Source organism: Methylocaldum szegediense, from assembly GCF_949769195.1.
Classification (GTDB): Bacteria; Pseudomonadota; Gammaproteobacteria; order Methylococcales; family Methylococcaceae; genus Methylocaldum; species Methylocaldum szegediense.
The window spans coordinates 2,865,347-2,888,054 of record NZ_OX458333.1 but is presented as its reverse complement, the minus strand read 5'-3'; the positions used below and the strand labels follow the sequence as shown (position 1 = coordinate 2,888,054).

Here is a 22,708-nt window from a genome sequence, read left to right as displayed (position 1 = left end):
TTTCCAATGAACGCCGGACCGGCCGCGATGTACCAACCCCGCGATTTCATCGAAACCCCGGATAGATTGATTTTCGCTGTCGTGGACAGCCAGCTCGAAGAGGATCGTGTGCTGTGCTTTCTACGTTATGTGAAGATCGACGGGCAGTTCACCAAAATGGGAACCCGCGAAGCGAATGCTTACCTTGAAGCGCACGCGCCCCAGTATCTATTTTCTTCGAAAAGACTGGATGCACGACTTCATGCTGTGTCGCAGAAAAGCATTAGCCGCCATTATCGGCCTCAGCAGCGTGTGCAGGACTTGCTGAGCTCGGGGCCACATGACGAAATCGAGCGGAAAGCGGTGCGCTTGATGCAAAAACTCGGCTCGCGAGGATTGGACTTGAGCCGGCTCGGTCTGACCGGATCGCTGCTGATCGGCGCGCAAACGCCGAAATCCGATCTCGATTTCGTCATCTACGGGCGCGAAGCATTCTTTCAGGCCCGGGAGATTGTCGGACGATTACTCGAGACCGGAGAACTGCGAGACCTGGACGACGCGGCCTGGCGCGATGCCTACGACCGGCGCGGGTGCGCGCTGAGCTTCGAGGAGTATGTCTGGCACGAGCGCCGGAAGTTGAACAAAGCGCTGATCGATGGAACAAAATTCGATATCACTTTGGTGGACGAGCCCTTGTCGAAAGAACCGGGCGCTGTCCGCAAGCTGGGGCCGATACGGATTCGGGCGCAGGTCGCGGACGCAACCTACGCATTCGATTATCCGGCGGTATACCGCCTGTCTCACCCCGAGATCACGGAAGCCATCAGCTTCACTCACACGTATGCCGGTCAGGCCCAGACCGGCGAAACCATCGAAATTGCCGGCTTGTTGGAGGAATCGGAAACGGGAACACGGCGCGTCATTGCGGGCTCCAGCCGAGAAGCCCAGGGGGAATACATCAAAGTCGTAGGTTAGCCCGAAGGCGTGTGGGCAAACTCCTTTACGTTTGTTACAGTGCGGCCCCGGCAAGTTTCAACATCGACAGTGGAGAAAACTTATGATCGGCGGCGTTGTTGCGGTTCTGATTTGCGTGTGGTTTTACCGCACCGCGATTCGACTCAACCTCAATGTGGTTCAATGGATTGTCGGCGCTTTGATTGTTTACTACGGGATCAAGGCGATTTGGATGTATGGCATTCTCAAGCCTTTGATGGGAGGATCGTACCGGTATTACACGGCAACCGCCGGCGTCTTGATGGAGGTTTCGGGCGCGCTACTCGGCGCTTTGGGCGCAGTTCTGTTCCGTAACCTGGTCATGCTCAAAAAGGCTCGATGATTCCCACCCATGCGCGTTCGGCACTTCCCGATTTTCGGGCGATCGTCTTCGACATGGATGGTCTGGCTTTGGATACGGAATCGACTTATTGCTATGCCTGGCGTTCGGCGGCGGCCGATCTGGGTTTCGATCTGAGCGAGGCGTTTTGTCGCGGATTGTTCGGCCGTCATGCCGATGATGTCGAGCGGTCATTGAGGCATGTCCTCGGCGACGCGTTTGACCGCAAGTCGTTCCATGAATCCGCCGAACGCCACTGGAGACGCCATTTGGACGAGCACGGCCTAAGACCGATGCCCGGCTTGGAGGCGTTACTCGCCATTCTGCGAGAGCGCGCGATTCCTTACGCGCTGGCGACCAACAGCGACGGGCCTTATGCCGCGGAATGCCTGCGGCGATCGGGGATGAAAGAAGCCTTTCCGGTCGTCGTAACGCGGGATCAGGTCGAACGCGGAAAGCCGGCGCCCGACCTGTTTCTCGAGGCGGCAAGACGCCTGAACGTGCCGCCAGGCCTATGCCTGGTGTTGGAGGATTCGGAAACCGGCCTCGAAGCGGCCCGTGCGGCGGGAACGGTCCCGGTTCTGGTTCAAGGGCGGGAAGAAACGCGCCGAAAGCTGGCGGAACTCGCGGTACTCAGCTTTTCGAGCCTAGACGGTTTTGCCGAGTTACTGAAAGCGACTGAATGAGACGAAACGTTTCTGTCCCTAGCCGCTGTCGGTCGGGAATCCTTACCGTACATAAGGCCGTTTGCGTGAGAGTCCTTGTCGGCAAAGCGTTGTCGTCCTGACACCGTACTGCCAAGGCAGGTAAGACCAAGAGCCTTTTCCGATCAGGCGACCCGGATTGGAAAAGGCTCTCGGCCTTTGTGTTTGACCTTACGCGTGTAGGTGCGGCCGTCGCGGAACGTGGCGGCACGGTTGAACTTACCGGCGTACTTGGCGACAGGATTGGTCAGAGGAGGCTGAGGTCGTTTCTTTCTCGTGCTCATGGTTTTTCTCTCGTTTAGCTGTTTTGGCGGGATACCGATTCGCCGTTCAGACCTTTCCGAACGGGATCGGTTCCCGAGCTGGTTTCATGAAAAGGTATAGTGCTTGCGCACGGTTTCGAGGACTTTCCAGGTGCATTTCAGGCCGGACCGAAAGGTCACCAGATCGCCCTTGCCGAATTCCACCGGATCGCCGCCTTCGGGCGTCACGATCACACGGCCTTCCAATAGGTAACAGGTTTCGGTTGCGTCGTAAGTCCACGGAAATTCGGACGGTTCCTTGCTCCATATCGGCCATTGCCTGACGCCCAAGGATTGGAGCCGGTCTTCACCGACTTGTTTTTCGACACGGATATCGGTCATAGGTCTCCTCCTGTTTCGATCAAGAGCTTATCTCAATAGCCTTTTGGTCCTGAGCCTTTCGAGTCGGTACGGTCTGAGTCTTGGCCTCCCGAAAGATCTCGATGGTCTACCGAATTAGGTTTCTAAAACTTGTAAAGTCGGTTCAAGGGTATCGCTTACGCCATAATGCAAAGCCAGCCATACGGTTACCGTATTCGGCGGAGTCCAGTTTACGCGATGGCGGCAATGCGCCGGAAGCAAAAGAGCGTCACCTGGGTGCAGGATCGTCTCGTCGGCCATTCCCTCAATCGAGAGTTTTGCCTGCCCTTGAAGCAGCAGCACCCATTCGTTCCAGTCCTGATCGTACCATTGTCCTTCCGGTGTAGCGTGCCCTTTAGAGAGAATCCGCTCCAGCCGGAAGCTCGGCGTTTCCAGCAGAACCTCGAATTTTTCCTCGGGCAAATCCTCCGGCAGGTTGGCCAACAGCGCGATCATGGATCCTTGTGACAACTTGATCATTTGGAAAAGCCCCCTTCAAGCACGATCGGTTACCCGGTGACGCATTTTTCCACATAATCTGTGGATAAAGTTCTGAAAAAGCCGAGCATAATCCTTCGAAAGCCGCGAACGATACGGGCTGCGGACAATTGTTCAGGATTTCGACACGAGCTTTTTGAGCCGCCGCTTTCCTTTTCTTCACGCCCGCTTTCCGGTTTGATAGAGTGCCGAAAAATTCGAACAGGAGGCAACTATGACTGCGGCATTATCGGTAATTGTCATCTTGGCGATCGCGGTCTGGTTTTTTCAGACCGCTCAACGCTTGGGTCTGCCCGCCGTGGCCTGGTCTATCGCGGGGGTCATCGTTTATTACGGCGGTTTCCTGTTTTGGATGCAGGTAGTGCTGCGCTCGATCTTGGGCCAATCGTTCCACACGCATGGCTTTTGGCTGGGCATCGGCATGGACGTCTCGTCAATCTTGGTCGGAGCCATCTGCGCTGCCTTGTTCCGGTACGGGGTTCTGATGAAAAAAGGCCGCAAGCCGTTCGAAACGTCGTTTTAAGCCATTTTCCGTCGGCAAGGGATCGCCGAACGATGCCGGTCCGGCGGGTCGGCAGACCGTTCCCCGCCCGCCGCTCCGCCAACGGTCTTCGGCCAAAGGGATCGCCGGCCTGCGGGTTTAGAACAGCTCGGCGTTGAGCCAGAAATGGACGGCGATGCTGGCTGCATAGCCGAGCGCAATCGCCGGCATCCACTTCAGGTGACTCATAAACGTGTAGATGCCGCGCGTCTGGCCCATGAGCGCAACGCCCGCTGCCGAGCCGACCGAGAGCAGGCTGCCGCCGACCCCAGCGGTCAGGGTTACCAACAGCCATTGTCCCGTGGAGATGTCCGGGTTCATGGATAGAATCGCGAACATGACCGGAATGTTATCCACGAAGGCCGAAGCGATGCCTACCAGAATGTTCGCGGTCGTGGGCCCGAGCTCCCCATAGAGGAAGTTCGAGGCATGGCCCAAATAGCCCAAGAAATCAAGCCCGCCTACGCACAGCACTACCCCATAGAAAAACAGCAGCGTATCCCATTCCAGTTGGGCGAGTTTCTGGAAGATATCGAACCGCTCTTCGCCCGGCCGCACCTTTTTCTCGTCCTCAGCTCTCTCCATGAGCTCGGTCGGCACTTCGGGCTCTTCGCGATGGGTTTTGCGCAGGTAATAGCCGAAGAACTGGATATACGTGAGACCGGCCATCATTCCGATAGCGGCGGGCAAATGCAGGATGTTCGAGAATACTACGGCGGTCGCGATGGTCAGCAAGAACAAGGCCATGATCCGGTTCGCGCCGCGTTTCATTCGGGTGAAATCCTTGATAGCCGCCGGACGTGCCTTCGGTATCGCGAAATGCATGATCGCCGCGGGCACTAAAAAATTGACAACCGCCGGAATGAACAGGGCGAAGAAACCCCGGAAGGTGACTTTATGCTGCTGCCAAACCATCAGCGTCGTGATGTCGCCGAACGGGCAGAACGCGCCGCCGGCGTTCACGGCGACCACGGTGTTGATGCAGGATAGCGCGACGAAACGCGGGTTATCCTTGCCCACGGCCATGACGACGGCGGTCATCAGCATCGCCGTCGTCATATTGTTGGAGATGGACGAGATGAGGAATGCCAGAATACCGGTGATCCAAAATAACGAGCGGTAACCCAAACCTTTTCTGACGAGCCAGGCCCTAACCGCCTCGAACACCTGCCGCTCTTCGAGCGCGTTAACGTAAGTGATGGATACGATCAGGAACAGGAGCAGTTCGCCATAATCCTCTACCAATTTCTGCACAGCGTCCGCTGCAAGCTCCGGTTGGCCCTGCTGGTTGTAGACGACGGCGATGGCGGCCCAGATGATCGCTGCCGCGAGCATCATGGGCTTGGATTTCTTGAGTTCGGTGATTTCCTCTAGGACGACGAAGATGTAAGCCGTTACGAACGCCGCGATCGAGAGATAGCCGATGAGATGTCTGGATAGATCCAAAGCCTGGGCTTTCTCCGGGGCGGCCAGCACGGTGAGCGGCGAAACCGCCAAGAAAAACGCTAGCAAAACTTTGAGCTTGGGAGTCATTCAAGAACCTTAACGTTATTTTGGACGCACAAAAACCACGCCGTGGCTGAGCAGAGCCGCGGTGCCACATAATTCTTACCTATTTTTCTCTAGAGAATGCTACCATTTGTGGCCGACGAGTCCGACCACAGGTTTCATGCGCGGGCAGTTGAACGCCGGAATGAATTTGCCCGCGCAAGAATCAAAATGAATTTGATAAGGCCCGCAATTATCCCTTTATCGTTGCTCCTACCCGCCGCGGCATCCGCCGAGGAGAGGGGCACCGTGGCCGTTCGGCGGGACTTGACCCATCATATGGTCGACTAGCTCTCCACGTGATTTTCTTTCTGGCTTATGTGCTTGCTATGGTCGAGGAAATCACAGACCACAGAAAATCCAATACCTTCGAAAAACTGGGGCGTACAACGGCAAGCGGGGAGCACTTCAGGATACCGACGAGATGGAAATGCCTTATAACCTCGATGAGAGTCATGCATTCGACGTGTTTCACAACGTCTCGCGGCTGGAGTGGGACACGATGCTGTTTTTCTACGGCGTCATGGTCAGCGTCGGCGGGTTGAGCTTCATCGGTTATTTGGATTACGCCTCGCAGTTTCTTTACACGGATCTGGACCCCACTATCGCCAATGTGCTGGTGGGAGTCGTTTCGGCATTCATCGACAACGGCACGATCATGTACGCCGTGTTGACCATGGCGCCGGACATTTCCCAAGGGCAGTGGCTGTTGGTGACCCTGACCGCCGGCGTCGGCGGCAGTTTGCTCGCCATCGGTTCAGCGGCGGGCGTGGGGCTGCTGGGACAGGCGAAAGGCGTTTACACCTTCGGCGCCCATCTCAAATGGATGCCGGTGATCGCGCTTGGATACGCCGGCAGCATCTTCGCGCATTTCCTGATCAATGCGCGGTATTTTTGAGGGGAGAAACCTTACCGAGCACGCTTCGCCCGGACGGCCACCGTTTCATCGATGGATTGCGTCAGACCTAAAGCGGTCCGTCTGGTCGCGGCCCGAACCAGCGCCTCAATTTTCCGCGTTTGCGGCAAAAAGCCGGCGGTGCCGTCACCAGGACGGCGGCAGCTTCCTGCGGATCAGGATGGATTTGCGTTCGACGGAAAGATAGCCGCCCCGTTCCAGGTCTTTCATGATTCGGCTGACCATCTCCCGCGAACAGCCGATGATATTGGCCAGATCCTGATGGGTCGGTTTTTCCGGGATGATCCATCCGTTTTCGTTCTCGACCGCCATGTCGTAGAGGGTTTTCACCAATCGTCCGTACACATCCGACAGCGCGAGCCCGCGGACGTTCTCGGTCAGGCTGCGGATCCGCCGCGTCAGGCTTCGGATGACGCTGAACGCGGCGTCCGGGTGGTTTCTCAGCCAAGCCTTCAGCGCTGGTCGCGGAATCAGGCTGCATATCGTGGGTTCCAGGGCCGTTATCGAAGCCGACCGGGGTTCGCCGTCAAGCAAGGACAGTTCGCCGAAAAACGAACCGGCGCTTTGAGTCGAAAGAATCACCATGCGCCCGCTCGCGCTGCTCAGATAAGCCTGCACCTTACCCGAAAGGATGATGAACAACGCGCCGCCTTCTTCGCCCTCGCGAATAATGGTCGAATTCTTCGGATACGTCTTGATGGTGGCTTGTGCTGCCAGTTCCGCGAGAACGGAATCGGCGACTTCGGAAAAATACGGGACATTTTTCAGTCCCAGAAGCGTTTCGTTCGACACAGTCGCGTTAAAAACCACAGGAAACAACACGAACGATTTCCCCGTCGTCTTCGAGTTACAACGCGACGGGCGCAAGCCCGTAATCTTAGTTCATATTCGATCCGCACGCCTCAAAAAAATGGGACCGGCGCTGACTATCGGTCCCGAAGGATCGCCGTGGAGGCGTTTGCTACCGTTTGAAAGGAAGTGCTCTCGGACGTCAGCGCTTTCTTGGCCCAGACGAAAGCATTCATTCCTCTATTCCGACGATTCAGGAAGCTTGGCTTTCACCGGGTTATCGACACCGGTGGCATTGACGATGACTCCGATGGCCGGGGATTCCTTCACCCGAACCAAGGACTGGAAACCGTCGTCAGGGAGAAAAACGAGAAGGACGAGGCTCGATATGAAGGCGAAGTTCGTGATCAGTACCAACACGCCGATACATAGAAACTTCGTGCAGTGCCCGGTCGTGTACCTTTGAATCATATACGTCATAAACTTCTTGAATTGTCTGTGCCGATGGCATCGGGTGTTTTCAGAACGCGCCGGAAGACGCCGGACGGAACCCGTACGCATCCGTTTCGGAAAGCCGGGCATCCCTTTGTGGCCTCGTGTGACGCTCTGTTAACTTACGCGCCCGGACCACGGAATGCTGTGAAATATTTACTTTTTCGATGCGGCGAATTTGGAAAGCGAGCGGAGTAGTTTCGCCGTCGCGGTTTAGTTCGTGCCGACGCGCAGGGAACCCGCCAGCCGATGTACAAGGTCGCTCGGTCGTAGGTCGACAATCCCTTGCCGACGAATGCGGTTGGCCGGGCCGTGGTGTCGGGAAAGGATTCCCGACCTACAAACGGCAAAGATTGTGGTCGGTCGGCAGCTTGCCGATTAATCCAAATCCATTCCCTGGATCGACGGCGGCTCGCTCGCTCCCCAACCTTCGGGGTTAGGCGCCGCGTCTACGCCATTCATGGAAGCTGGAGTACGAGTATGCCCCTGGATTCCGGGCAATCCCATGCTTGACCGGATTGAAATGGATGTAATCCAAATGCCGGGCGAAATCGTCCTGATCACGAACGATGTGATCATAGAATCGGTTCTGCCACCAAGGGCCCGGCAAAGAGGCGAGGGTTTTGAAACGCCAGGTCACGTCCCGTTTTTCGGCGGCTATGATCTTTGAAAGATGGGCCACGTCATCCGGTTTGAACAGCCAATGGAAGTGGTCCGGCAATACGACATGCGCCAAGTGGCTATAGCGGTAAATGGCGTTGACCGACCTCATGGAGGCGAGCAAAACCCGCACGGAAGCTTCGTCGGCGAGCCATGGATTCCTGCCATGGGTGACCAAAGTAACGAAGACGGGGTGACCGGCAAGATAATACCGTCGAAAGCGAGGCATGAGATCAAATCAATCGGTGGTAGTTGAAATATAGAACATTGAGCTTTTGCCGACGAAGCGGTTGTTCGGGCGGTGACGTCGGGAAAGGATTCCCGACCTACAAAATTGGGGGATTTTGGGAAGCGGGTGGGAAACCCCGGGATAGGCAGTTTGCGGTTCGGGGAGCGGCGGGCGGATTCGGCGGCAAGGCGAAGGGTGCGCGTGGCGCACCCTTCGCATCAATTCAACACGGGATGAAGCAGAACGGTGTTCCGGGAATCCTTGCTGTGTGGGGGGGGCAACCAACCCCACAATCCACGTTCGCATACGCTAGCGCCGCAGTAGTAAGCACAGCGGTCGCTGCCACCTTTCCCTTATGCCGCTTAGCTAATTCCCAAACAGCATTGGTTTTTGATTGTTGCGTTGCCTTATCGTTCATACATCCCTCCCTATTGGGCGTGCATTCCGGGAGATTGCTACTATATCCTCAGAATGCCAACGTTAGTTGAAAAAACATAGTCCTTTCCGGAATAAACAAAGGCGTTTCCTCCAGACGCCCCGTTCGAAGACCGCGGGCGTTCTGCCCCCAGAAATCGAATCGTTGATTCAGCAGGTTCTTGACGACAAATCCTGCCGTACCGTAGCGATAGGGTAAACGATATTTCAGGGAAAAATCGAGCAACGCAAATTGGTTGTCGTCGTGACCCTTTTTGGATTCATCTTTGCCCTCATAGGCTTGCTGATTGACATAGGTGACTGTAACTGTACTCGACAGGCCCGAGGGATGAAAATAGCTAAGACTTAGGGGGGCGAGATGATTCTGATAGATCGTCAACTTGTCTATAGAAAAAATGTCAAACTGATATTCGAGGCTGGCTGCGAAGGAGTCGTTGATCGCCCAGTAACCGTAGGCGCGATATAGCATTTCCTCCTGTTTAGAGATTTCGCTTTCGGCATCCAGCTTCGCCTCGGAAACGACCGGAGTCATGACGTCCCGCAACGAAGCCTCCAAGCCAACCATGAGATTGGACGAAAATTTGTGGTCCAGCCCCACGCCGTAACGCCGGGCATCCGTGGCAGCATAACCGTCGAAGAACTGGTTGAATCCGGCGACCTGGGTTGGCTCGATAGTCGCGTCCTCCTCGATGCCTCGATCGAACGTGCGAAATGCCGCAACGCGCAGGATCGTATCCGGCGTGAACTCCCAGATCAAACCCAGCTTCGGGCTGAGCTGGTTGTAATCGACGTACCATTGATTGTGGGACGAATCGTAGCTGACCCCTAGCGTCCAGGTCATGGTGCCCGGAAAACGAATATGGGAATAGAGATATGCGTTGGTATGCCGGATGTCATAAGCGATCCGTGGCCGAGAAAAGCCAAAATCGGCCGAGAAATCGGCGGAGATGTCGCGACGGCCGGCGCCGAGGATTAAATCAAAGCGGTCGCGCCGGTAAATAAATTGGGCTTCGCCGATGAAACCTCGCTGGTCCATGATATCCGAGTAATCCACCGGGGGTATGAAGGGCGACAAGACGGGTCGTTGTTGTAGGTTCCGCACCGTATCCAGATACATGGCCGAAAGTATCAGGTCGGAATTCACAGTGGGCGAATAACGGAGGCCGGCGCGTACGCTATCGGTGGTTACTTCGCGCCTGAAGCTGTCGTCGAAAGCTTTCAGCAGGTCACCATTGAAAAGTAAATCGCCATGCTCCAGATGCCGGTGGCGGTATTCGGCCTGAATGCTTAAGTCAGGGCTGACCATGCCTTGGGCGAAGACGTTGTAAATGTCCTGGCGCAAGTCGTTGTTCTTGCGGAAGCCATTGGTTTCGTAATGAAACTGGCCTAGGCTGTAGGAGAATTTGTCCCAAAGCCCAGAATGCACGAGCTCTTCCCCGAAGGTATCGTTGCTGCCCGCAATGCCGGAGGCCTGGAAGCTGAAGCGGTCACGGGTGAACATGGGATTGAACTCGTTGAACGAAAGCCGCGAAGGTCCTGCGCCGTCCGGGATCAGCAGCCGGGCCTCCGCCAAATGGGGTTGTATCGGGGTGGTGTTGATCGGTTGCAGCAACTGGGATTGCAGCACTTCGCTGGCGCGGGCGATCTCGTGCCGCGGCAGCGAGGAGTAGGTGTCGGCCAGCAGCCGGTGTGCCGAATAATTGCCCGGCTCGACGCTGAGCGAGCGCCAGCCTTCGACCACGGCGCGCTGGCCGAAGCCGAGGTCGGTATAGATGCGACCCAGAGCGGCGCTGCGTGCGGCGAGATCGTCGTCCAGGGCAAGCTTGGAGCGGTAGACCGCGCGGTTGTCGTTCAGCTCGATCGCCCGCTGCAGCTCCTTGAACGCTTCCACCGGCCGGTTTTCGGTCTGCTTTTTAATGGCCTCGTAAAACCAAGGCGTAGGGTCCTTGGGATCGAAGCTTTTGGCGAGATCGAACTGTTTTTCGGCGACTGCATTGCGTTTTTGTTCGTAATAGGCCTTGCCGAGATAGCTGCGGATCAGGGCGTCGCTGGGGTCCAGGCTGGCGGCAGTTTCGATAGCGGCCGTGCCCTCCTTCAGCTCGCCCCGCCGGACCAGGGCCATCCCCGTGCCGAAGCGGGCCAGGGGATCGGCCGAATCCAGCTCGGTTCCTTTGCGGAAGCTCGCCAGCGCTTCGGACGTGTCCCCGTCCATGAGTTCGACGAAGCCCAAGACGACATGGGCGCGGGGATGGCGCGGGTTGATCCGAACCGCGTTTTCGGCGGCCTTGCGCGCCTCGGACCAGCGGCCGAGGCCGGCCAGCAGCTCGGCGCGGCGCGCCTGGACCAGCGCGTCGTTGCTGTCGAGGCGAGCCGCGTGGTCGATGCTTTCGAGCGCACCTTCGAGATCGAAGTCGGCTTGGCGCGCGTAGGATTGCGCCATCCAGCCCGAAGCCGAAGCGGGATCGGTTTGAACCGCCGCGTTCGCGAGGCGAAGCGCTTCGGATTTCTGGTTGCGGGCCAGGGCGATGACCGAGCGCAAGGCATCGATGGGTGCGGGCGTTTTCTCGCCCATATACATGGCCAGCAGCGGTTCCGCTTCGTCCACCCGTCCCACGCTCAACAGCAGGCCAGCATATAGCGCGGCGAAATCGGCATCGCGGCTTGCTTCCGGGACCTTGTCCAACACGGCCAGGGCTCCGGCGACATCGCCGTCGGCGTAACGGCGAATGCCTTCGGCGATGTCTGGATCGCGGGTTCGCGCCTGCAAGGCGGTGTAATCCACCAGCGGTGGAAAATAAAGCGCCCATTGGACGCTGTCTTCCGGACGCATTTCCAGTGCCAAGTGCGGCGCTTCGTCGCGAGCGGCAACGGCAGTTTGGCCGTCTTTGAGCACGATCCGCCCGGCGGCGTTCGAGGTTTCGACTTCGCCTTCGAATACCGTGACTTGAGCGCCTTGCGGCCCGGCCTTGATGAGGAACTCAGTGCCCTTGATGGCGGCATTGATGAAAGGGGTCCGGATATCGAGGGGCTTAGGCGTTCGGCTGCGGGCGTATAAGGCGCCGGTGAGCAGTTCGAGCCAAGACGGCTCTTCCGCCTTCACCTTGGAGAACACCACGGTGGTGTCCTGATCTAGCGAAATATAAGTTTGATTCGGCAGCAGCAGCGATGCGCGGCTGCGAATCATGGTTCGGATTTTGTCGCCGGGGCAAAAGACCTGTTCGGCTTCCACCGGTGTCCATGATGGCTTTCCCGACGGCTGAATTTCGACCTGGCCCTGCGCCGAAACCAGCCTAGCGGCCCATTGTTCGCAGGTGGCGGCGATGCCGTTGCGGCTTGCGACGAGCGCGACAGCGACGGTCAGGAACAATCTGGCTGATTTTTGCATCGAGCTGCGCTAAATGTTTTTGAGTTATTGTTAGTGTAGTTACGCTCTTGTTTCTTTCCCGAGCCTAGCCAACCGCCGCCCGAAAGGAAAAACCCCCAAGGAAAATCTGGTAGGACGATAAAGGAAAGTCGACGCACAATGGTTAGGTGCCTTTGCGCAGGCGACGCAATTTTCGCGCCGATCTCATTCTTCGACAATGACCGACGAGCTAAACCGTGAAAATTCCCTTACTCGTCCCGTCGAAGTCATCAAATGCTACAGATTAGCCACGGCGTACCGTGTCTATTGCCGCCCGCTAACTCCCCCTCGAGAATATTGCGAAAGTCCGTGATCCGCTAAGCGTGCCGGAGCCGCCCTATGTAGAAGCCTGCTTGCTGTGCCGAATCACTTGGTCAACGGATGCGCAGGGTCGGATTTTTCGACGCGAATGCCCAGCGCCTCGGGGCCCGGCGGAAGCACTCCTCGTAGACGCGCTTCGCAGGTCTTGAGAAAAAACCGTGCCGGCCCATCGTCGGGCAATTCTAAGACAAGCTGGCTGAAAGCGGCATAGGCTTCGGGCCACCGCTCCGCTTCGAAATGCTTCAAGGCAATCTGAAAACGGGCCTCGCACTCTTGGTAACGGGATATTTCCACCTCCGGGCAGGACAGTAATTGGGCGACCGATACCGGCTTTGTTTTTCCGGCCAGGAGAAACCGACCTAGACGTCTCGCTCGCGGCTCGGCGATATCCGCCAATACTGCTTCCGACACCAGGATTTCGGTGCCGAGCAGCTTGTTCAATGCCTCCAGGCGCGCGGCGATGTTGACTGTGTCGCCCACCGCCCGGATTTCGCCGCGGCTGTCGGTGCCGACGTAACCGATCCGGAGTTCGCCGCAATGAATGCCGATCCGCACTGGAAAATCGATGCGGCGATTCTGTTCGAATCTTCGGACTGCCTGTTGGATTTCCAAAGCAGCCTGGAGCACGCTGCGTCTCGTTTTGAGATCGCTTTCCTCGGCGATCCAAATTGCCAGCATGGCGTCGCCGATCACGTCGGAGATCCATCCGCCATGGTGAGACACGGGCTGGAAGATGACCCGGTAGTATTCGTTCATCAGGTCGGCGAGCGCCATAGGCTCCATGGTTTCGGCCAGAGACGAGTAGCGCCCGGCGTCGGTGGCGAGGCAGATCCCGTGGGTGAGGCGTCCGTAGGACGGCAATGCCTTCATGTCTTCGTCACGGGTCAAGTGGCTAAACACGTCCACGGGGATAAAGCGCTCGATCACCGACTGAATTTTTTCTTCGCGCCGGACCCGCCGCAGATGGCTGACTATTACGCTGCCCACGGCGGCGGTCGGCGCCAGCCAAATCAGCGGTATGAAGAGCGGCAGCCACAGGCCGCCGGCCTGGAACAGTGTCCATGCTGCCAACAAATATCCGCCGCTTAGCGCCGAGATCGTGACCAGGGCTTGTGGAAGGGGGAGTAATTGAGCGCAAAAGCCGAGTATAAGACCCCAAAGGAACAGCCAGAAAAACTCTCTCAGCGGTGTGAACGCCGGCAGCACCGTCTTGTCTTCGAGTAGGTTGGCCAAGGCTGTCGCTGCCAATTCCACGGAACTGACGGTGGAATACGGGGAATCGAACAGTCCTTCGGTATTTTCCGGCTGAAAATCTTCGAGATAGCCGACTAAAACGATTTTCCGTTCGAGTTCTCTCGTGATGTCCTCGGATGGTGGCCCGGCAAGCCGGTAATAAGGAATCGTCGGAAAGGTGCGGGCAGGGCCGTAAAAATTGAAATACCGCCAGCGTCCATTTTCATGAGCGCGAAACAAGCCGCCCAGCATCCGGCGCGTTTTCGCCGGCATCGAGCTCTGTTTAAGGTTTTCGATGAGTGCCGGGAGCAGATCCGGTCGTGACTGGAGCAGCGCACTGAGCTCTCTTTGCACGGCGTCGAATTGCTCGCGCTGGGTCGGCTGAATCTTTAAGAAGCCAGCGATATCGGGTGCAACCTTCTCGAAAGTGCCGATCAGATCGTCGTGGGCCGTACGCAGAACATAGGCCAAGAGCAGTCGCGTGGGCAAAGTTGCTTGGCTATCTCCGCCGAAGAAGGTCAGAAACCGGTTTATCCCGTTATCTCCCTTCGGCAACAAGAACGGCGCGGTGGCCAGAGCCGCATCGGCGAGTTGATCCGTGGAGTGCACCACCGATTCCAAGTAAACGCCCGGGGAAACCTGGCGGGGCTTGACGTAATCGGTAAGCACGACACGTCCCATCTGGCGCATGGCCTCGGCCATGATTCGGTCGTCGTCGGGATCGGGAGAGGGACTGAAAAAGAAAACATTGAACGCGAGAAGTTCGGCGTTCGATGCCTGAATATTGCGTATGACCTCCGCGTTGAGCCGGCGAGGCCACGACTGGGGATCGTTCGGTGTCTGCAGACGCAGCGCGGATTCGTGATCGATGCCGACGATCACGATATCCTCGGGAGGTTTGTCTGGGCCCCTGAGGCGATAGAGCAGGCCGAGATCGAATCTTTCCTGGACCGGTGTCAGAGCGGGCAGAAGGTTGAGCAGCAACCCGCTGAGCGCGATCACGAGCGGCATACGACCGCATTTAAGGCACCCAAGCACCCGCCGCCAGCGTTGCATGCTCATGAGGCGAATCGAGCGCAATTATAGGCACTCTGAGGGGCTGAACGGAAATTCGCTGAAGTCACGACAATCAAATTTCTCGAGCTGGAGAACGTCCCGATCCCAAAAATCCGCTGCCCCGAAGCTTGTCACCCGGGAGCTCTCGAAAACGGGCTACGACGGCCGGGAGTTCCGCCCGCTCGTCTTTTTTCCAAGGAGCCCGCTACATTATACGGAGTGAATTTGGGAAATATGTCACGGAATTATCATCGGTCTCGTCTTAGTTTGTTGTGAAACGAAGTCTTGGGGGGAACCGATGAAGACAAATCTCAAAAACGAGAATGGGTCAGAGCTGGCGGTTTATACGTTTCACTTGCGTTTCGAGGGTGCCGCCGATATCGCTTTCGAGACCAGCGGCTATTGGTTCGATGCGAACGGACGCCTGCTCGACGGTAACGATACCGTCGACGGCAAGCTCTCGTTGGTGTTGACCGCTACCGACCTCCGCTATGGGCGTCTGCTAATCGCTCCGATCTCTACAAACCGGTTCCACGCCCGTCAAGTCACGATCGAAGATCTGCTCGCCTACGATGCATTCGAGCCGCGAGTGCGCCTCGACCCAATGCTTCGATACCAGATTCTGCCGGAAATTCCGGAACCGGTCTGGCGGTTCTGGTTCATGTCGCGTGGATTGGTGCTTTCCCGTCCGAGATCCGTGCGCACGGCCATCCACAGCTGGTAGGGCCGGAGGGCGCGTTCCGGGTCTCAAGCATCTCAGAGCACGAGCGTCAACTGACTCCCGAAAACAGCGACTTGGTAATGGGTCAGATTGATGATCTGAATGGCGTATGCCTGCGCCTGCTCGGGGTCGTCGAAAAAGCCGATGACGACGCCTGCGACAGCATAGCCGTATCCGTTAAAGGTGCGTATGACACGTTCGATCACCGTTTCCATCGATGCCTCCTCGGCGATCTGTGTACGTCAATTTTTTCCCCGGATGAATCTAGGCTGCGGCCGGTGATCACCACGTGTTACGATCGCCGTACAATCTGGAACTTCCCCGCCTTGCCAAATCCCCTTTTCTGCTTTAGCTTAGCCCCATGTCCGTAAGGCTGGGGGTGCCCTGCTGCCGTTCCCGGCACGGTTGACGTACCCAATACGGCTCGTCAGATGCATTCTGCAGGGCTGAGAAACACCCTTCGAACCTGATCCGGTTAACACCGGCGTAGGAAAGCCTGTCCAGAGCCCGGCGATGGACCCGTCTTGCCTGCGCCCCTTTTTCCGTTTTTTCATCCAGGAGAAAGCGATGAGCGCATTTCCCGATAAATTCCTGCATGAAGCCGTAACCGCCAAACGAACGTCCATACAGCCTTTCGCTGCGTCGGAAAAGGTTTATGTCCAGGGCAGCCGCCCCGACATCCGCGTGCCCATGCGCAAGATCGTTCAGTCCGATACGCCGGCCAGCTTCGGCGCCGAAAAGAATCCGCCGATTTATGTTTATGACACCTCGGGGCCTTATACCGATCCGCACGTTAGTATCGATCTGCGTCAAGGTCTTCCGGCCGTGCGCGAAGCCTGGATCCGGGAGCGCGGCGATACCGAGGAACTGCCCGGACCGAGCTCCGAGTATGGCCGCAGGCGCCAGGAGGATCCTTCTCTCGCCCACCTCCGGTTCGAGCATATCCGCCGGCCGCGTAGGGCCAAGCCGGGGGCCAACGTCACCCAGATGCATTATGCCAGGAAAGGCATCGTTACGCCGGAGATGGAATTCATCGCCATCCGCGAAAACCAGCGCCTCGAAGCCATCAGCGAGATGTACAAGCTCCAGCATCCGGGCGAATCCTTCGGCGCGTCCATCCCCAAGGTCATCACCCCGGAATTCGTGCGCGACGAAGTCGCCCGTGGACGCGCCATCATCCCGGCCAATATCAATCATCCCGAATCGGAGCCGATGATCATCGGCCGCAATTTCCTGGTGAAGATCAACTGCAACCTGGGCAACTCGGCCGTCACTTCCTCCATCGAGGATGAAGTGGAGAAGATGCTCTGGGCGATCCGCTGGGGTGGGGATACGGTCATGGACTTGTCCACCGGCAAGAACATCCACGAAACCCGCGAGTGGATCATCCGCAACTCGCCGGTGCCGGTCGGCACCGTGCCGATTTACCAGGCGCTGGAAAAGGTGGGCGGGAAAGCCGAGGAACTGACCTGGGAGATTTTCCGCGATACCCTGATCGAGCAGGCCGAGCAGGGCGTGGATTATTTCACCATTCATGCGGGCGTAAGGCTGGCTTTCATCCCCCTGACCGCAAAACGCGTAACCGGTATCGTGTCGCGTGGCGGTTCCATCATGGCCAAGTGGTGCCTGGCTCATCACAAGGAAAATTTCCTCTACACCCATTTCGAGGAAATCTGCGAGATCATGAAGGCTTACGACGTAAGCTTCAGCCTGGGCGACGGCCTCAGGCCCGGCTCTATCGCCGACGCCAACGACGAAGCCCAGTTCGCCGAACTCAAGACCTTGGGCGAACTGACCGAAATCGCCTGGAAACATGACGTTCAGGTGATGATCGAAGGCCCCGGCCACGTGCCCATGCACCTGATCAAGGAGAACGTGGAGAAACAGCTGGAGCTATGCCGGGAAGCGCCCTTCTACACCCTGGGGCCGCTCACTACCGACATCGCACCGGGTTACGACCATATCACCTCGGCCATCGGCGCTGCTATGATTGGCTGGTTCGGAACCGCCATGCTGTGCTACGTCACGCCCAAGGAACATCTGGGCCTGCCCAACAAGCAGGATGTCCGCGACGGCATCATCGCCTACAAGATCGCGGCCCACGCGGCCGACTTGGCGAAAGGCCATCCGGGCGCGCAGGTGCGCGACAACGCCTTGTCGAAAGCGCGTTTCGAATTCCGCTGGCAGGATCAGTTCAACCTCAGCCTGGATCCGGAAAAAGCCCAGGAATTCCATGACGAAACCCTGCCGCAGGAAGGCGCGAAGCTTGCCCATTTCTGCTCCATGTGCGGCCCGCATTTCTGCTCGATGAAAATCACCCAGGATGTGCGCGAATACGCCCATGCGCATGGGCTCGATGAAAGCGAGGCTTTGGCAGTGGGAATGGAGAAAAAGGCGGAAGAATTCGTGAAAGGTGGGGCGGAGATTTATCGTAGGGCGTAACGGTTGCCGAATACGGAATCTCTCACGTCATAGTGGCGCTCGCCTGCGGCCGCAAAACGCGGTTGCAGGCGGTACCTTCGCCGATGCTTCATCGCAGTGACGCACATTACGCGAAAAAAATTGATCGAGGCGGCGGTTGAGTTAGCGGCCGATGACGTCATGTAACGTATTTTTTGCTATAGTCGCCTGCGTTCCTAACCACAAAAAAAGAGAGGAAATTATGGAGTCGAACGTCGTCAAAGCCGCAATCGGGTTCGCCATCGTCATGATCGCCGGTTTTATCATTGTCGGCACCACCCGCGAAACGCCGCAAGAAAAAATGCAGGGCGCTTTCCTGCAAACCTCGAACCTGCTGAATACTTTGGCCTTAGACAAATGTACCGAGGCGGTGAAGAATGAAGTTGGCAGCCGCCCTTATAGCCCTTCTGAATCCGACAGTGATCACGTCAAATATGTCACGCTGATTTGGAACAACATCGGCTCGGCAAAGCGTGTCGAATGCCGCTACGTCATGGATCAGGGGATTACGCTTCTCAAAGTCGACGACCGCACCGTTATCGAGAATGTGTCGGCGGCGTCAACGGATTCGGGTACATAGCATCGTATGAGTCATTAAGAAGCGTCGAATGGAGAGCCGCCTGCAAGGAATCGAGCGGATCGCGGCGGCGATTCTGCTGCAGGCGGCCTCCGATAGTGCAAGAAAAAACGGCTCGAAGAGCTGATCGAACTTAGGGCTCTCCTTTACGCGAAGTCTTCCAGATCGAAATCAGCACCCATAATCCACCGATACCCGCGGCGGTGAACCCCAAAACGCCGAAGGCCGGGAGGCCGAATAAGGTGGGGCCGCCTTCGACCGTCATGACGATAGACGAGCCTATGATGAGCGAAGCAGTCACCATGCCGACGGTTAGCCGACTCGCTGCCCGGTCCATGAGCATCCCGAAGCGGTCTAGTTGGCTGAGGTCCACGTGAATGTTGAAGGCACCGCTTCGAAGAAGCCTCATCAACCTGCGGATATCCTGCGGTAAGGCGCTCAGGACCGCCATCAGACTGATTAGATTGCGTTGGCCTTTGCGAAGCAGCGTGTCCGGATGGAAGCGGAGCACGCTGGCCTGTTGTAACAGCGGAGAGGCCTGAGCGACGATATCGAAATCGGGGTCGAGCTGACGACCGGTGCCTTCGAGCGTGATCAGCGCCTTGAACAACATGGTCAGATCGGGGGGCAAGGTAAGCTGGTGATCCCGCATCAGGCTGGTCATTTCGGTGAGCATGTCGCCGAGACGAAGCTGCTTGAGCGCGACACCGTGATATTTATCGATGAACATGCCTACCTCGGCGGTCAGGCGCTCGGTGCTGGGCGCTGCGTCGCCCGCCCAGTCCAGTAGTACATCCACTACCGTGGCCGCATCCCGGACCACGATGGCGTTGAGCATATCGACCACCTGGTCCCGGCGCGATTCTGAGAGCAATCCGACCATCCCGAAATCAATGAAAGCGAGGCGGTTCTCGGAAAGATAAATGAAGTTGCCGGGATGAGGATCGGCATGGAAAAAACCGTCGATCAGGACCATTTTCAATACGGCGTCCGCGCCGCGTTGAGCCAGAACCTTGCGGTCCAACCCAGCGGCGTCGAGCGCATTGAAATCCCGCCCCGGTATCCCTTCAATATACTCTTGGACATTGATCCGCTCGCCGCAGTATTCCCAATAAACTTTGGGTATGACGATCGCGGGTTCGTCTGCGAAATTGTCAGCGGCTCGCGCCGTGTTCCGTGCCTCGGTGAGGAGGTCCAGTTCGTTGCGCAGGGAGATCTTAAATTGCCGCAGCACTTCCTGCGGATGGAATCGACGGACATCGGGGAATTCACGCTCGACGATGGCAACGAGCCGCTCGAGCAGGCGCAGGTCGGCCTCAATGGTCGGACGGATGCCAGGGCGTCGAATCTTGACGATCACCTGTTGGCCGTCCGGGAGACGGGCGCGGTGGACCTGGGCGATGGACGCGGCGGCTAAGGGTGTCTCATCGAACTCGACAAAGACTTCGTCGACCGGACCGTTCAAGTCTTCCTCGATCTGCGACCTTAGCCGCTCGAAGGGAAGCGGCGGCACGCGATCATGCAGCTTCTCGAATTCGGCGATCCAATCCGGAGGAAACAAGTCCACGCGGGTGGCAAGAATCTGTCCGAACTTGATGAAGGTTGGTCCCATCTCCTCCAGGGCTCTGCGCACGCGTTGCGGAGGATCGAGGTGCAGCAGTTCTTCGAGACGGGTCCAGTTGAGCGCCCGTCCGGCTTTCTCCAGCAGCCGTTCAAGTCCTAGACGCCTGACCAGGTCGCCGAAACCATAGCGGATCAGGATGGACGCGATATCGTGTAACCGTCCCAGATCACGCATGGCGCTCAGAGTTTCAAGTATCATCGTCGAATGGTCCGCAAACGAGGAAACCGCTCGGGATCCGCATTGAACGCCGCGTCCGGGTTCTACAAGTGCAGTCGAGCGGGGATGTTTTCAGAAAGGTCCTTCCCGGGCCAAAGATTCTCGCCGAAGCGATGCTCCTCGCTCAGGCGTACCGTCGTCTTATGCTATGGTACACGATGAACCACCTCGGCGGGCGACAAGTGTCCGCCGAAGATCGTTTTCGGCTAGGTGTCGAAAGGTGTTCGGTCTCGGTTGCCGGCGCTGGTCGGCGATAGTCCGCTCAGCGCCGAGGATGTCGCTTGTGCTCGCTGTCTTCGGGCAGAACGATGTTGAGCTCCAGGATCTCGCGATTTTCGTCCTTCTCCATGGAAACAGTGATCGCGTTTTGATCGACGTTTACGTATTTTCGGATCACCTCGAGCAAATCCTTTTTCATCGCAGTGAGATATTCGGGTTGAGATCGCTGCGAACGTTCGTGCGCCACCAGGATCTGTAGGCGCTCTTTGGCGATAGCCGCACTGGACGGTCGCGAACTTCGAAAATAATCCAAGAGTCCCATAGTTAACCCCTGAACAGCCGACCAAACAGGCCCCTCTTTTCCTCTTCGAGGAAGCGGTGCGGGACATTTTCTCCCAAATACCGGCGCACGACATCGGAATAGGCTTGGCCGGCGTCGCTCTTTTCATCGAGAATGACCGGCGTTCCCGCGTTGGACGCGTTGAGCACGGCTTTCGACTCCGGTATCACGCCCAGTAGGTGCAAGGCGAGGATTTCCTGCACATCGTCCACGCTCAGCATCTCGCCCAGCTTGACCCGCTGTGGAGAGTAACGCGTCAACAAGAGATATTCCTTGATCGGCTCGAGCCCTAGCTCAGCTCGGCGGGACTTGCTGGCGAGTATGCCCAGCATGCGATCCGAATCGCGGACCGATGAAACTTCCGGGTTGGTGACGACGATGGCGTCGTCGGCAAAATACATCGCGAGATTCGCGCCACGCTCGATGCCGGCCGGAGAATCGCAGACGATGTACTCGAAGGTTTCGGACAGCTCGTTCAGGACTCGCTCTACGCCTTCCTTCGTAAGCGCTTCCTTATCGCGGGTTTGCGAAGCGGGCAGGATGTAGAGATTCTCGCAGCGTTTGTCCCGAATGAGGGCCTGATTCAACGTGGCTTCCTGATTGATGACGTTCACGAAGTCGTAGACGACCCGTCTCTCGCAGCCCATGATGAGATCGAGATTTCGCAATCCGATGTCGAAATCGATGACGGCAGTGCGGTGGCCTTTTAACGCCAATCCCATGGAAACGGCGGCGCTGGTGGTCGTTTTGCCAACACCCCCCTTTCCGGAAGTCACAACGATAATTCTCGCCACTCGTGCTCTCCAGATTCAAAAAGCTTTATAGGTTTTCGATAATCAACGAATTGTCGCGTAGATAAACTTGCACCGGCTTGCCGCGTACCGATTCGTCCAAGTTTTCGCTGACTTTGTAATGTCCGCCGATGGCGATCAGTTCCGCTTGCAGGTCGGAGCAGAAAATCCGCGCTTCCAGATTCCCCTGCACCCCGGCCAAAGCGCGGCCGCGGAGCGGACCGTAAATATGGATGTGTCCGTCTGCCATAACCTCCGCTCCGGGACTAACCTGTGACAGAATGATGAGGTCGGCGCCAGAAGCATAAATTCGCTGGCCCGAACGGACCGGCTGCTCGATTAGCTTGCTGCCGCTAGGCAGCTTGGTCGTGGCTGCCCTCGGTGGTGGGTTCGGAGCGGAACCTGCGCGGGTGGCTGTTAGGGCAGGATTTTCGTGCTTGTGTTCCGGGAGTACGGCCAACTTGGCGTCCTGTGCGGCGGCCTGCAGCGTCGGACTTCCGCCGCGGATACCTACCGGAGTTAAATGATGATCGTGCAGGATGTCGATCAGATCGAAAAAGTCGACGCTCTCGTTGTCCGGGAGTTCGCTAAGGTCGATGACCACCGGAGCATTACGGAAGAATTCCGGCGCTTGCCGGATCTTGTTTTGGAGCTGTCTTGCGATGAACCCGGTTTCGCCGTTCAAGAGTTTCAGAATAGGCAGCGTGATGGAGCCCAATTTGATTTCGAGCGAAACGGACCGGGTCGAGTGTTCGTTGGACTTAAAGGGCATCCTGATTGGGCGGGGCACAACGGCGGCGTTTGCGATGGGCGCATTCTATCACTCCCGCAAAAATTGCGTAAACGCAAGCCGTGAAAAGCGAATTTTCCAACCGTCTAAATGATATTTGCCGATCACAACATGTTTGCCGTTCGATCGAGCGAGCATGGGATGCGCCAACGATGCTATGATCCTTCGAAC

The 22,708-nt window shown here is 57.3% G+C and carries 22 protein-coding genes and 1 riboswitch; of the genes, 8 read left to right on the top strand and 14 right to left on the bottom strand.

Annotated elements, in window-relative coordinates:
- Positions 1-6: 6 nt before the first annotated feature.
- The 3 genes from QEN43_RS12340 to QEN43_RS12330 all read left to right on the top strand — a co-directional run bounded on the left by QEN43_RS12340 (position 7) and on the right by QEN43_RS12330 (position 1,998).
- A complete protein-coding gene (locus tag QEN43_RS12340) occupies positions 7-954 on the top strand; it encodes a nucleotidyltransferase domain-containing protein (protein WP_036269131.1) in 948 nt (315 codons plus the stop codon).
- A gap of 82 nt (positions 955-1,036) precedes the next feature.
- Positions 1,037-1,315, top strand: coding sequence for a hypothetical protein (locus tag QEN43_RS12335; RefSeq protein ID WP_026611223.1), 279 nt, complete (start codon positions 1,037-1,039; stop codon positions 1,313-1,315).
- Complete coding sequence (locus tag QEN43_RS12330; RefSeq protein ID WP_051331880.1) at positions 1,312-1,998, top strand: HAD family hydrolase; 687 nt, start codon at positions 1,312-1,314, stop codon at positions 1,996-1,998. Before QEN43_RS12335 ends, QEN43_RS12330 begins: the two co-directional genes overlap by 4 nt.
- A gap of 143 nt (positions 1,999-2,141) precedes the next feature.
- On the opposite strand, the gene QEN43_RS12325 is transcribed toward QEN43_RS12330, so the two are convergent.
- The 3 genes from QEN43_RS12325 to QEN43_RS12315 form a co-directional block, all read right to left on the bottom strand.
- On the bottom strand, positions 2,142-2,300 hold the full coding sequence (locus tag QEN43_RS12325) for a DUF7230 family protein (protein ID WP_202901164.1): 159 nt from the start codon (positions 2,298-2,300) through the stop codon (positions 2,142-2,144).
- A gap of 84 nt (positions 2,301-2,384) precedes the next feature.
- The gene (locus QEN43_RS12320; protein WP_026611224.1) at positions 2,385-2,660 is read right to left on the bottom strand and encodes a cupin domain-containing protein; all 276 of its coding nucleotides are present in this window, start codon (positions 2,658-2,660) and stop codon (positions 2,385-2,387) included.
- Between the two features lie 114 nt (positions 2,661-2,774).
- Positions 2,775-3,158 carry a cupin domain-containing protein gene (locus tag QEN43_RS12315; protein ID WP_051331881.1) on the bottom strand — a complete coding sequence of 128 codons (384 nt, stop codon included), beginning with the start codon at positions 3,156-3,158 and terminating at the stop codon, positions 2,775-2,777.
- A 232-nt stretch (positions 3,159-3,390) separates the two neighbouring features.
- On the opposite strand from QEN43_RS12315, the gene QEN43_RS12310 reads away from it, so the two are divergent.
- Complete coding sequence (locus tag QEN43_RS12310) at positions 3,391-3,699, top strand: hypothetical protein (protein WP_026611225.1); 309 nt, start codon at positions 3,391-3,393, stop codon at positions 3,697-3,699.
- Between the two features lie 117 nt (positions 3,700-3,816).
- On the opposite strand, the gene nhaD (QEN43_RS12305) is transcribed toward QEN43_RS12310, so the two are convergent.
- Positions 3,817-5,250 (bottom strand): sodium:proton antiporter NhaD, encoded by a 1,434-nt coding sequence (nhaD, locus tag QEN43_RS12305; protein ID WP_026611226.1) that lies wholly within the window; start codon positions 5,248-5,250, stop codon positions 3,817-3,819.
- A gap of 289 nt (positions 5,251-5,539) precedes the next feature.
- Here nhaD (QEN43_RS12305) and nhaD (QEN43_RS12300) point away from each other — a divergent pair, with 289 nt between their 5' ends.
- Positions 5,540-6,163 carry a sodium:proton antiporter NhaD gene (gene nhaD / locus QEN43_RS12300; protein WP_396662791.1) on the top strand — a complete coding sequence of 208 codons (624 nt, stop codon included), beginning with the start codon at positions 5,540-5,542 and terminating at the stop codon, positions 6,161-6,163.
- 144 nt (positions 6,164-6,307) lie between these two features.
- Here the strand turns inward: nhaD (QEN43_RS12300) and QEN43_RS12295 are convergent, their stop codons facing one another.
- From QEN43_RS12295 to QEN43_RS12275, 5 genes are all read right to left on the bottom strand, one after another.
- Positions 6,308-7,003 carry a Crp/Fnr family transcriptional regulator gene (locus QEN43_RS12295; RefSeq protein ID WP_317963274.1) on the bottom strand — a complete coding sequence of 232 codons (696 nt, stop codon included), beginning with the start codon at positions 7,001-7,003 and terminating at the stop codon, positions 6,308-6,310.
- Positions 7,004-7,210: 207 nt separating this feature from the next.
- On the bottom strand, positions 7,211-7,450 hold the full coding sequence (locus tag QEN43_RS12290; protein ID WP_162144334.1) for a hypothetical protein: 240 nt from the start codon (positions 7,448-7,450) through the stop codon (positions 7,211-7,213).
- A gap of 448 nt (positions 7,451-7,898) precedes the next feature.
- Positions 7,899-8,351, bottom strand: a complete 453-nt coding sequence (locus QEN43_RS12285; protein WP_051331883.1) for an REP-associated tyrosine transposase — start codon at positions 8,349-8,351, stop codon at positions 7,899-7,901.
- 466 nt (positions 8,352-8,817) lie between these two features.
- Positions 8,818-12,171 (bottom strand): TonB-dependent receptor domain-containing protein, encoded by a 3,354-nt coding sequence (locus tag QEN43_RS12280; RefSeq protein WP_317963273.1) that lies wholly within the window; start codon positions 12,169-12,171, stop codon positions 8,818-8,820.
- Between the two features lie 384 nt (positions 12,172-12,555).
- Positions 12,556-14,805: a CHASE2 domain-containing protein gene (locus tag QEN43_RS12275; RefSeq protein ID WP_084162223.1), complete on the bottom strand. Its 2,250-nt coding sequence runs from the start codon at positions 14,803-14,805 to the stop codon at positions 12,556-12,558.
- Positions 14,806-15,097: 292 nt separating this feature from the next.
- On the opposite strand from QEN43_RS12275, the gene QEN43_RS12270 reads away from it, so the two are divergent.
- Positions 15,098-15,523 carry a hypothetical protein gene (locus QEN43_RS12270; protein ID WP_026611233.1) on the top strand — a complete coding sequence of 142 codons (426 nt, stop codon included), beginning with the start codon at positions 15,098-15,100 and terminating at the stop codon, positions 15,521-15,523.
- A gap of 32 nt (positions 15,524-15,555) precedes the next feature.
- Here the strand turns inward: QEN43_RS12270 and QEN43_RS12265 are convergent, their stop codons facing one another.
- Positions 15,556-15,735 carry a hypothetical protein gene (locus QEN43_RS12265; RefSeq protein ID WP_026611234.1) on the bottom strand — a complete coding sequence of 60 codons (180 nt, stop codon included), beginning with the start codon at positions 15,733-15,735 and terminating at the stop codon, positions 15,556-15,558.
- A 150-nt stretch (positions 15,736-15,885) separates the two neighbouring features.
- Positions 15,886-16,030: riboswitch (TPP riboswitch) on the top strand.
- A gap of 57 nt (positions 16,031-16,087) precedes the next feature.
- Between QEN43_RS12265 and thiC the strand changes: the two genes are divergently transcribed.
- Positions 16,088-17,962, top strand: a complete 1,875-nt coding sequence (gene thiC / locus QEN43_RS12260) for a phosphomethylpyrimidine synthase ThiC (protein WP_026611235.1) — start codon at positions 16,088-16,090, stop codon at positions 17,960-17,962.
- Between the two features lie 220 nt (positions 17,963-18,182).
- Complete coding sequence (locus QEN43_RS12255; protein WP_051331884.1) at positions 18,183-18,560, top strand: hypothetical protein; 378 nt, start codon at positions 18,183-18,185, stop codon at positions 18,558-18,560.
- 130 nt (positions 18,561-18,690) lie between these two features.
- Here the strand turns inward: QEN43_RS12255 and QEN43_RS12250 are convergent, their stop codons facing one another.
- From QEN43_RS12250 to minC, 4 genes are all read right to left on the bottom strand, one after another.
- Positions 18,691-20,379: an ABC1 kinase family protein gene (locus tag QEN43_RS12250; RefSeq protein ID WP_026611236.1), complete on the bottom strand. Its 1,689-nt coding sequence runs from the start codon at positions 20,377-20,379 to the stop codon at positions 18,691-18,693.
- A gap of 280 nt (positions 20,380-20,659) precedes the next feature.
- Positions 20,660-20,938 carry a cell division topological specificity factor MinE gene (gene minE / locus QEN43_RS12245; protein ID WP_026611237.1) on the bottom strand — a complete coding sequence of 93 codons (279 nt, stop codon included), beginning with the start codon at positions 20,936-20,938 and terminating at the stop codon, positions 20,660-20,662.
- Between the two features lie 2 nt (positions 20,939-20,940).
- Positions 20,941-21,750: a septum site-determining protein MinD gene (minD, locus tag QEN43_RS12240; RefSeq protein WP_026611238.1), complete on the bottom strand. Its 810-nt coding sequence runs from the start codon at positions 21,748-21,750 to the stop codon at positions 20,941-20,943.
- Between the two features lie 25 nt (positions 21,751-21,775).
- Entirely contained in the window at positions 21,776-22,465 is a 690-nt protein-coding gene (gene minC / locus QEN43_RS12235; protein WP_235726660.1) for a septum site-determining protein MinC, read from the bottom strand.
- Between the last annotated feature and the right edge of the window lie 243 nt (positions 22,466-22,708).

Coding starts and splice junctions, on each gene's coding strand:
- QEN43_RS12335 (WP_026611223.1), top strand. CDS start 1,037: ATGATCGGCGGCGTTGTTGCGGTTCTGATTTGCGTGTGGTTTTACCGC.
- QEN43_RS12330 (WP_051331880.1), top strand. CDS start 1,312: ATGATTCCCACCCATGCGCGTTCGGCACTTCCCGATTTTCGGGCGATC.
- QEN43_RS12315 (WP_051331881.1), bottom strand. CDS start 3,158: ATGATCAAGTTGTCACAAGGATCCATGATCGCGCTGTTGGCCAACCTG.
- QEN43_RS12250 (WP_026611236.1), bottom strand. CDS start 20,379: ATGATACTTGAAACTCTGAGCGCCATGCGTGATCTGGGACGGTTACAC.
- QEN43_RS12310 (WP_026611225.1), top strand. CDS start 3,391: ATGACTGCGGCATTATCGGTAATTGTCATCTTGGCGATCGCGGTCTGG.
- nhaD (WP_026611226.1), bottom strand. CDS start 5,250: ATGACTCCCAAGCTCAAAGTTTTGCTAGCGTTTTTCTTGGCGGTTTCG.
- QEN43_RS12320 (WP_026611224.1), bottom strand. CDS start 2,660: ATGACCGATATCCGTGTCGAAAAACAAGTCGGTGAAGACCGGCTCCAA.
- QEN43_RS12265 (WP_026611234.1), bottom strand. CDS start 15,735: ATGGAAACGGTGATCGAACGTGTCATACGCACCTTTAACGGATACGGC.
- QEN43_RS12325 (WP_202901164.1), bottom strand. CDS start 2,300: ATGAGCACGAGAAAGAAACGACCTCAGCCTCCTCTGACCAATCCTGTC.
- QEN43_RS12290 (WP_162144334.1), bottom strand. CDS start 7,450: ATGACGTATATGATTCAAAGGTACACGACCGGGCACTGCACGAAGTTT.
- QEN43_RS12340 (WP_036269131.1), top strand. CDS start 7: ATGAACGCCGGACCGGCCGCGATGTACCAACCCCGCGATTTCATCGAA.
- QEN43_RS12270 (WP_026611233.1), top strand. CDS start 15,098: ATGAAGACAAATCTCAAAAACGAGAATGGGTCAGAGCTGGCGGTTTAT.
- QEN43_RS12280 (WP_317963273.1), bottom strand. CDS start 12,171: ATGCAAAAATCAGCCAGATTGTTCCTGACCGTCGCTGTCGCGCTCGTC.
- QEN43_RS12255 (WP_051331884.1), top strand. CDS start 18,183: ATGGAGTCGAACGTCGTCAAAGCCGCAATCGGGTTCGCCATCGTCATG.
- QEN43_RS12275 (WP_084162223.1), bottom strand. CDS start 14,805: ATGAGCATGCAACGCTGGCGGCGGGTGCTTGGGTGCCTTAAATGCGGT.
- minE (WP_026611237.1), bottom strand. CDS start 20,938: ATGGGACTCTTGGATTATTTTCGAAGTTCGCGACCGTCCAGTGCGGCT.
- thiC (WP_026611235.1), top strand. CDS start 16,088: ATGAGCGCATTTCCCGATAAATTCCTGCATGAAGCCGTAACCGCCAAA.
- QEN43_RS12285 (WP_051331883.1), bottom strand. CDS start 8,351: ATGCCTCGCTTTCGACGGTATTATCTTGCCGGTCACCCCGTCTTCGTT.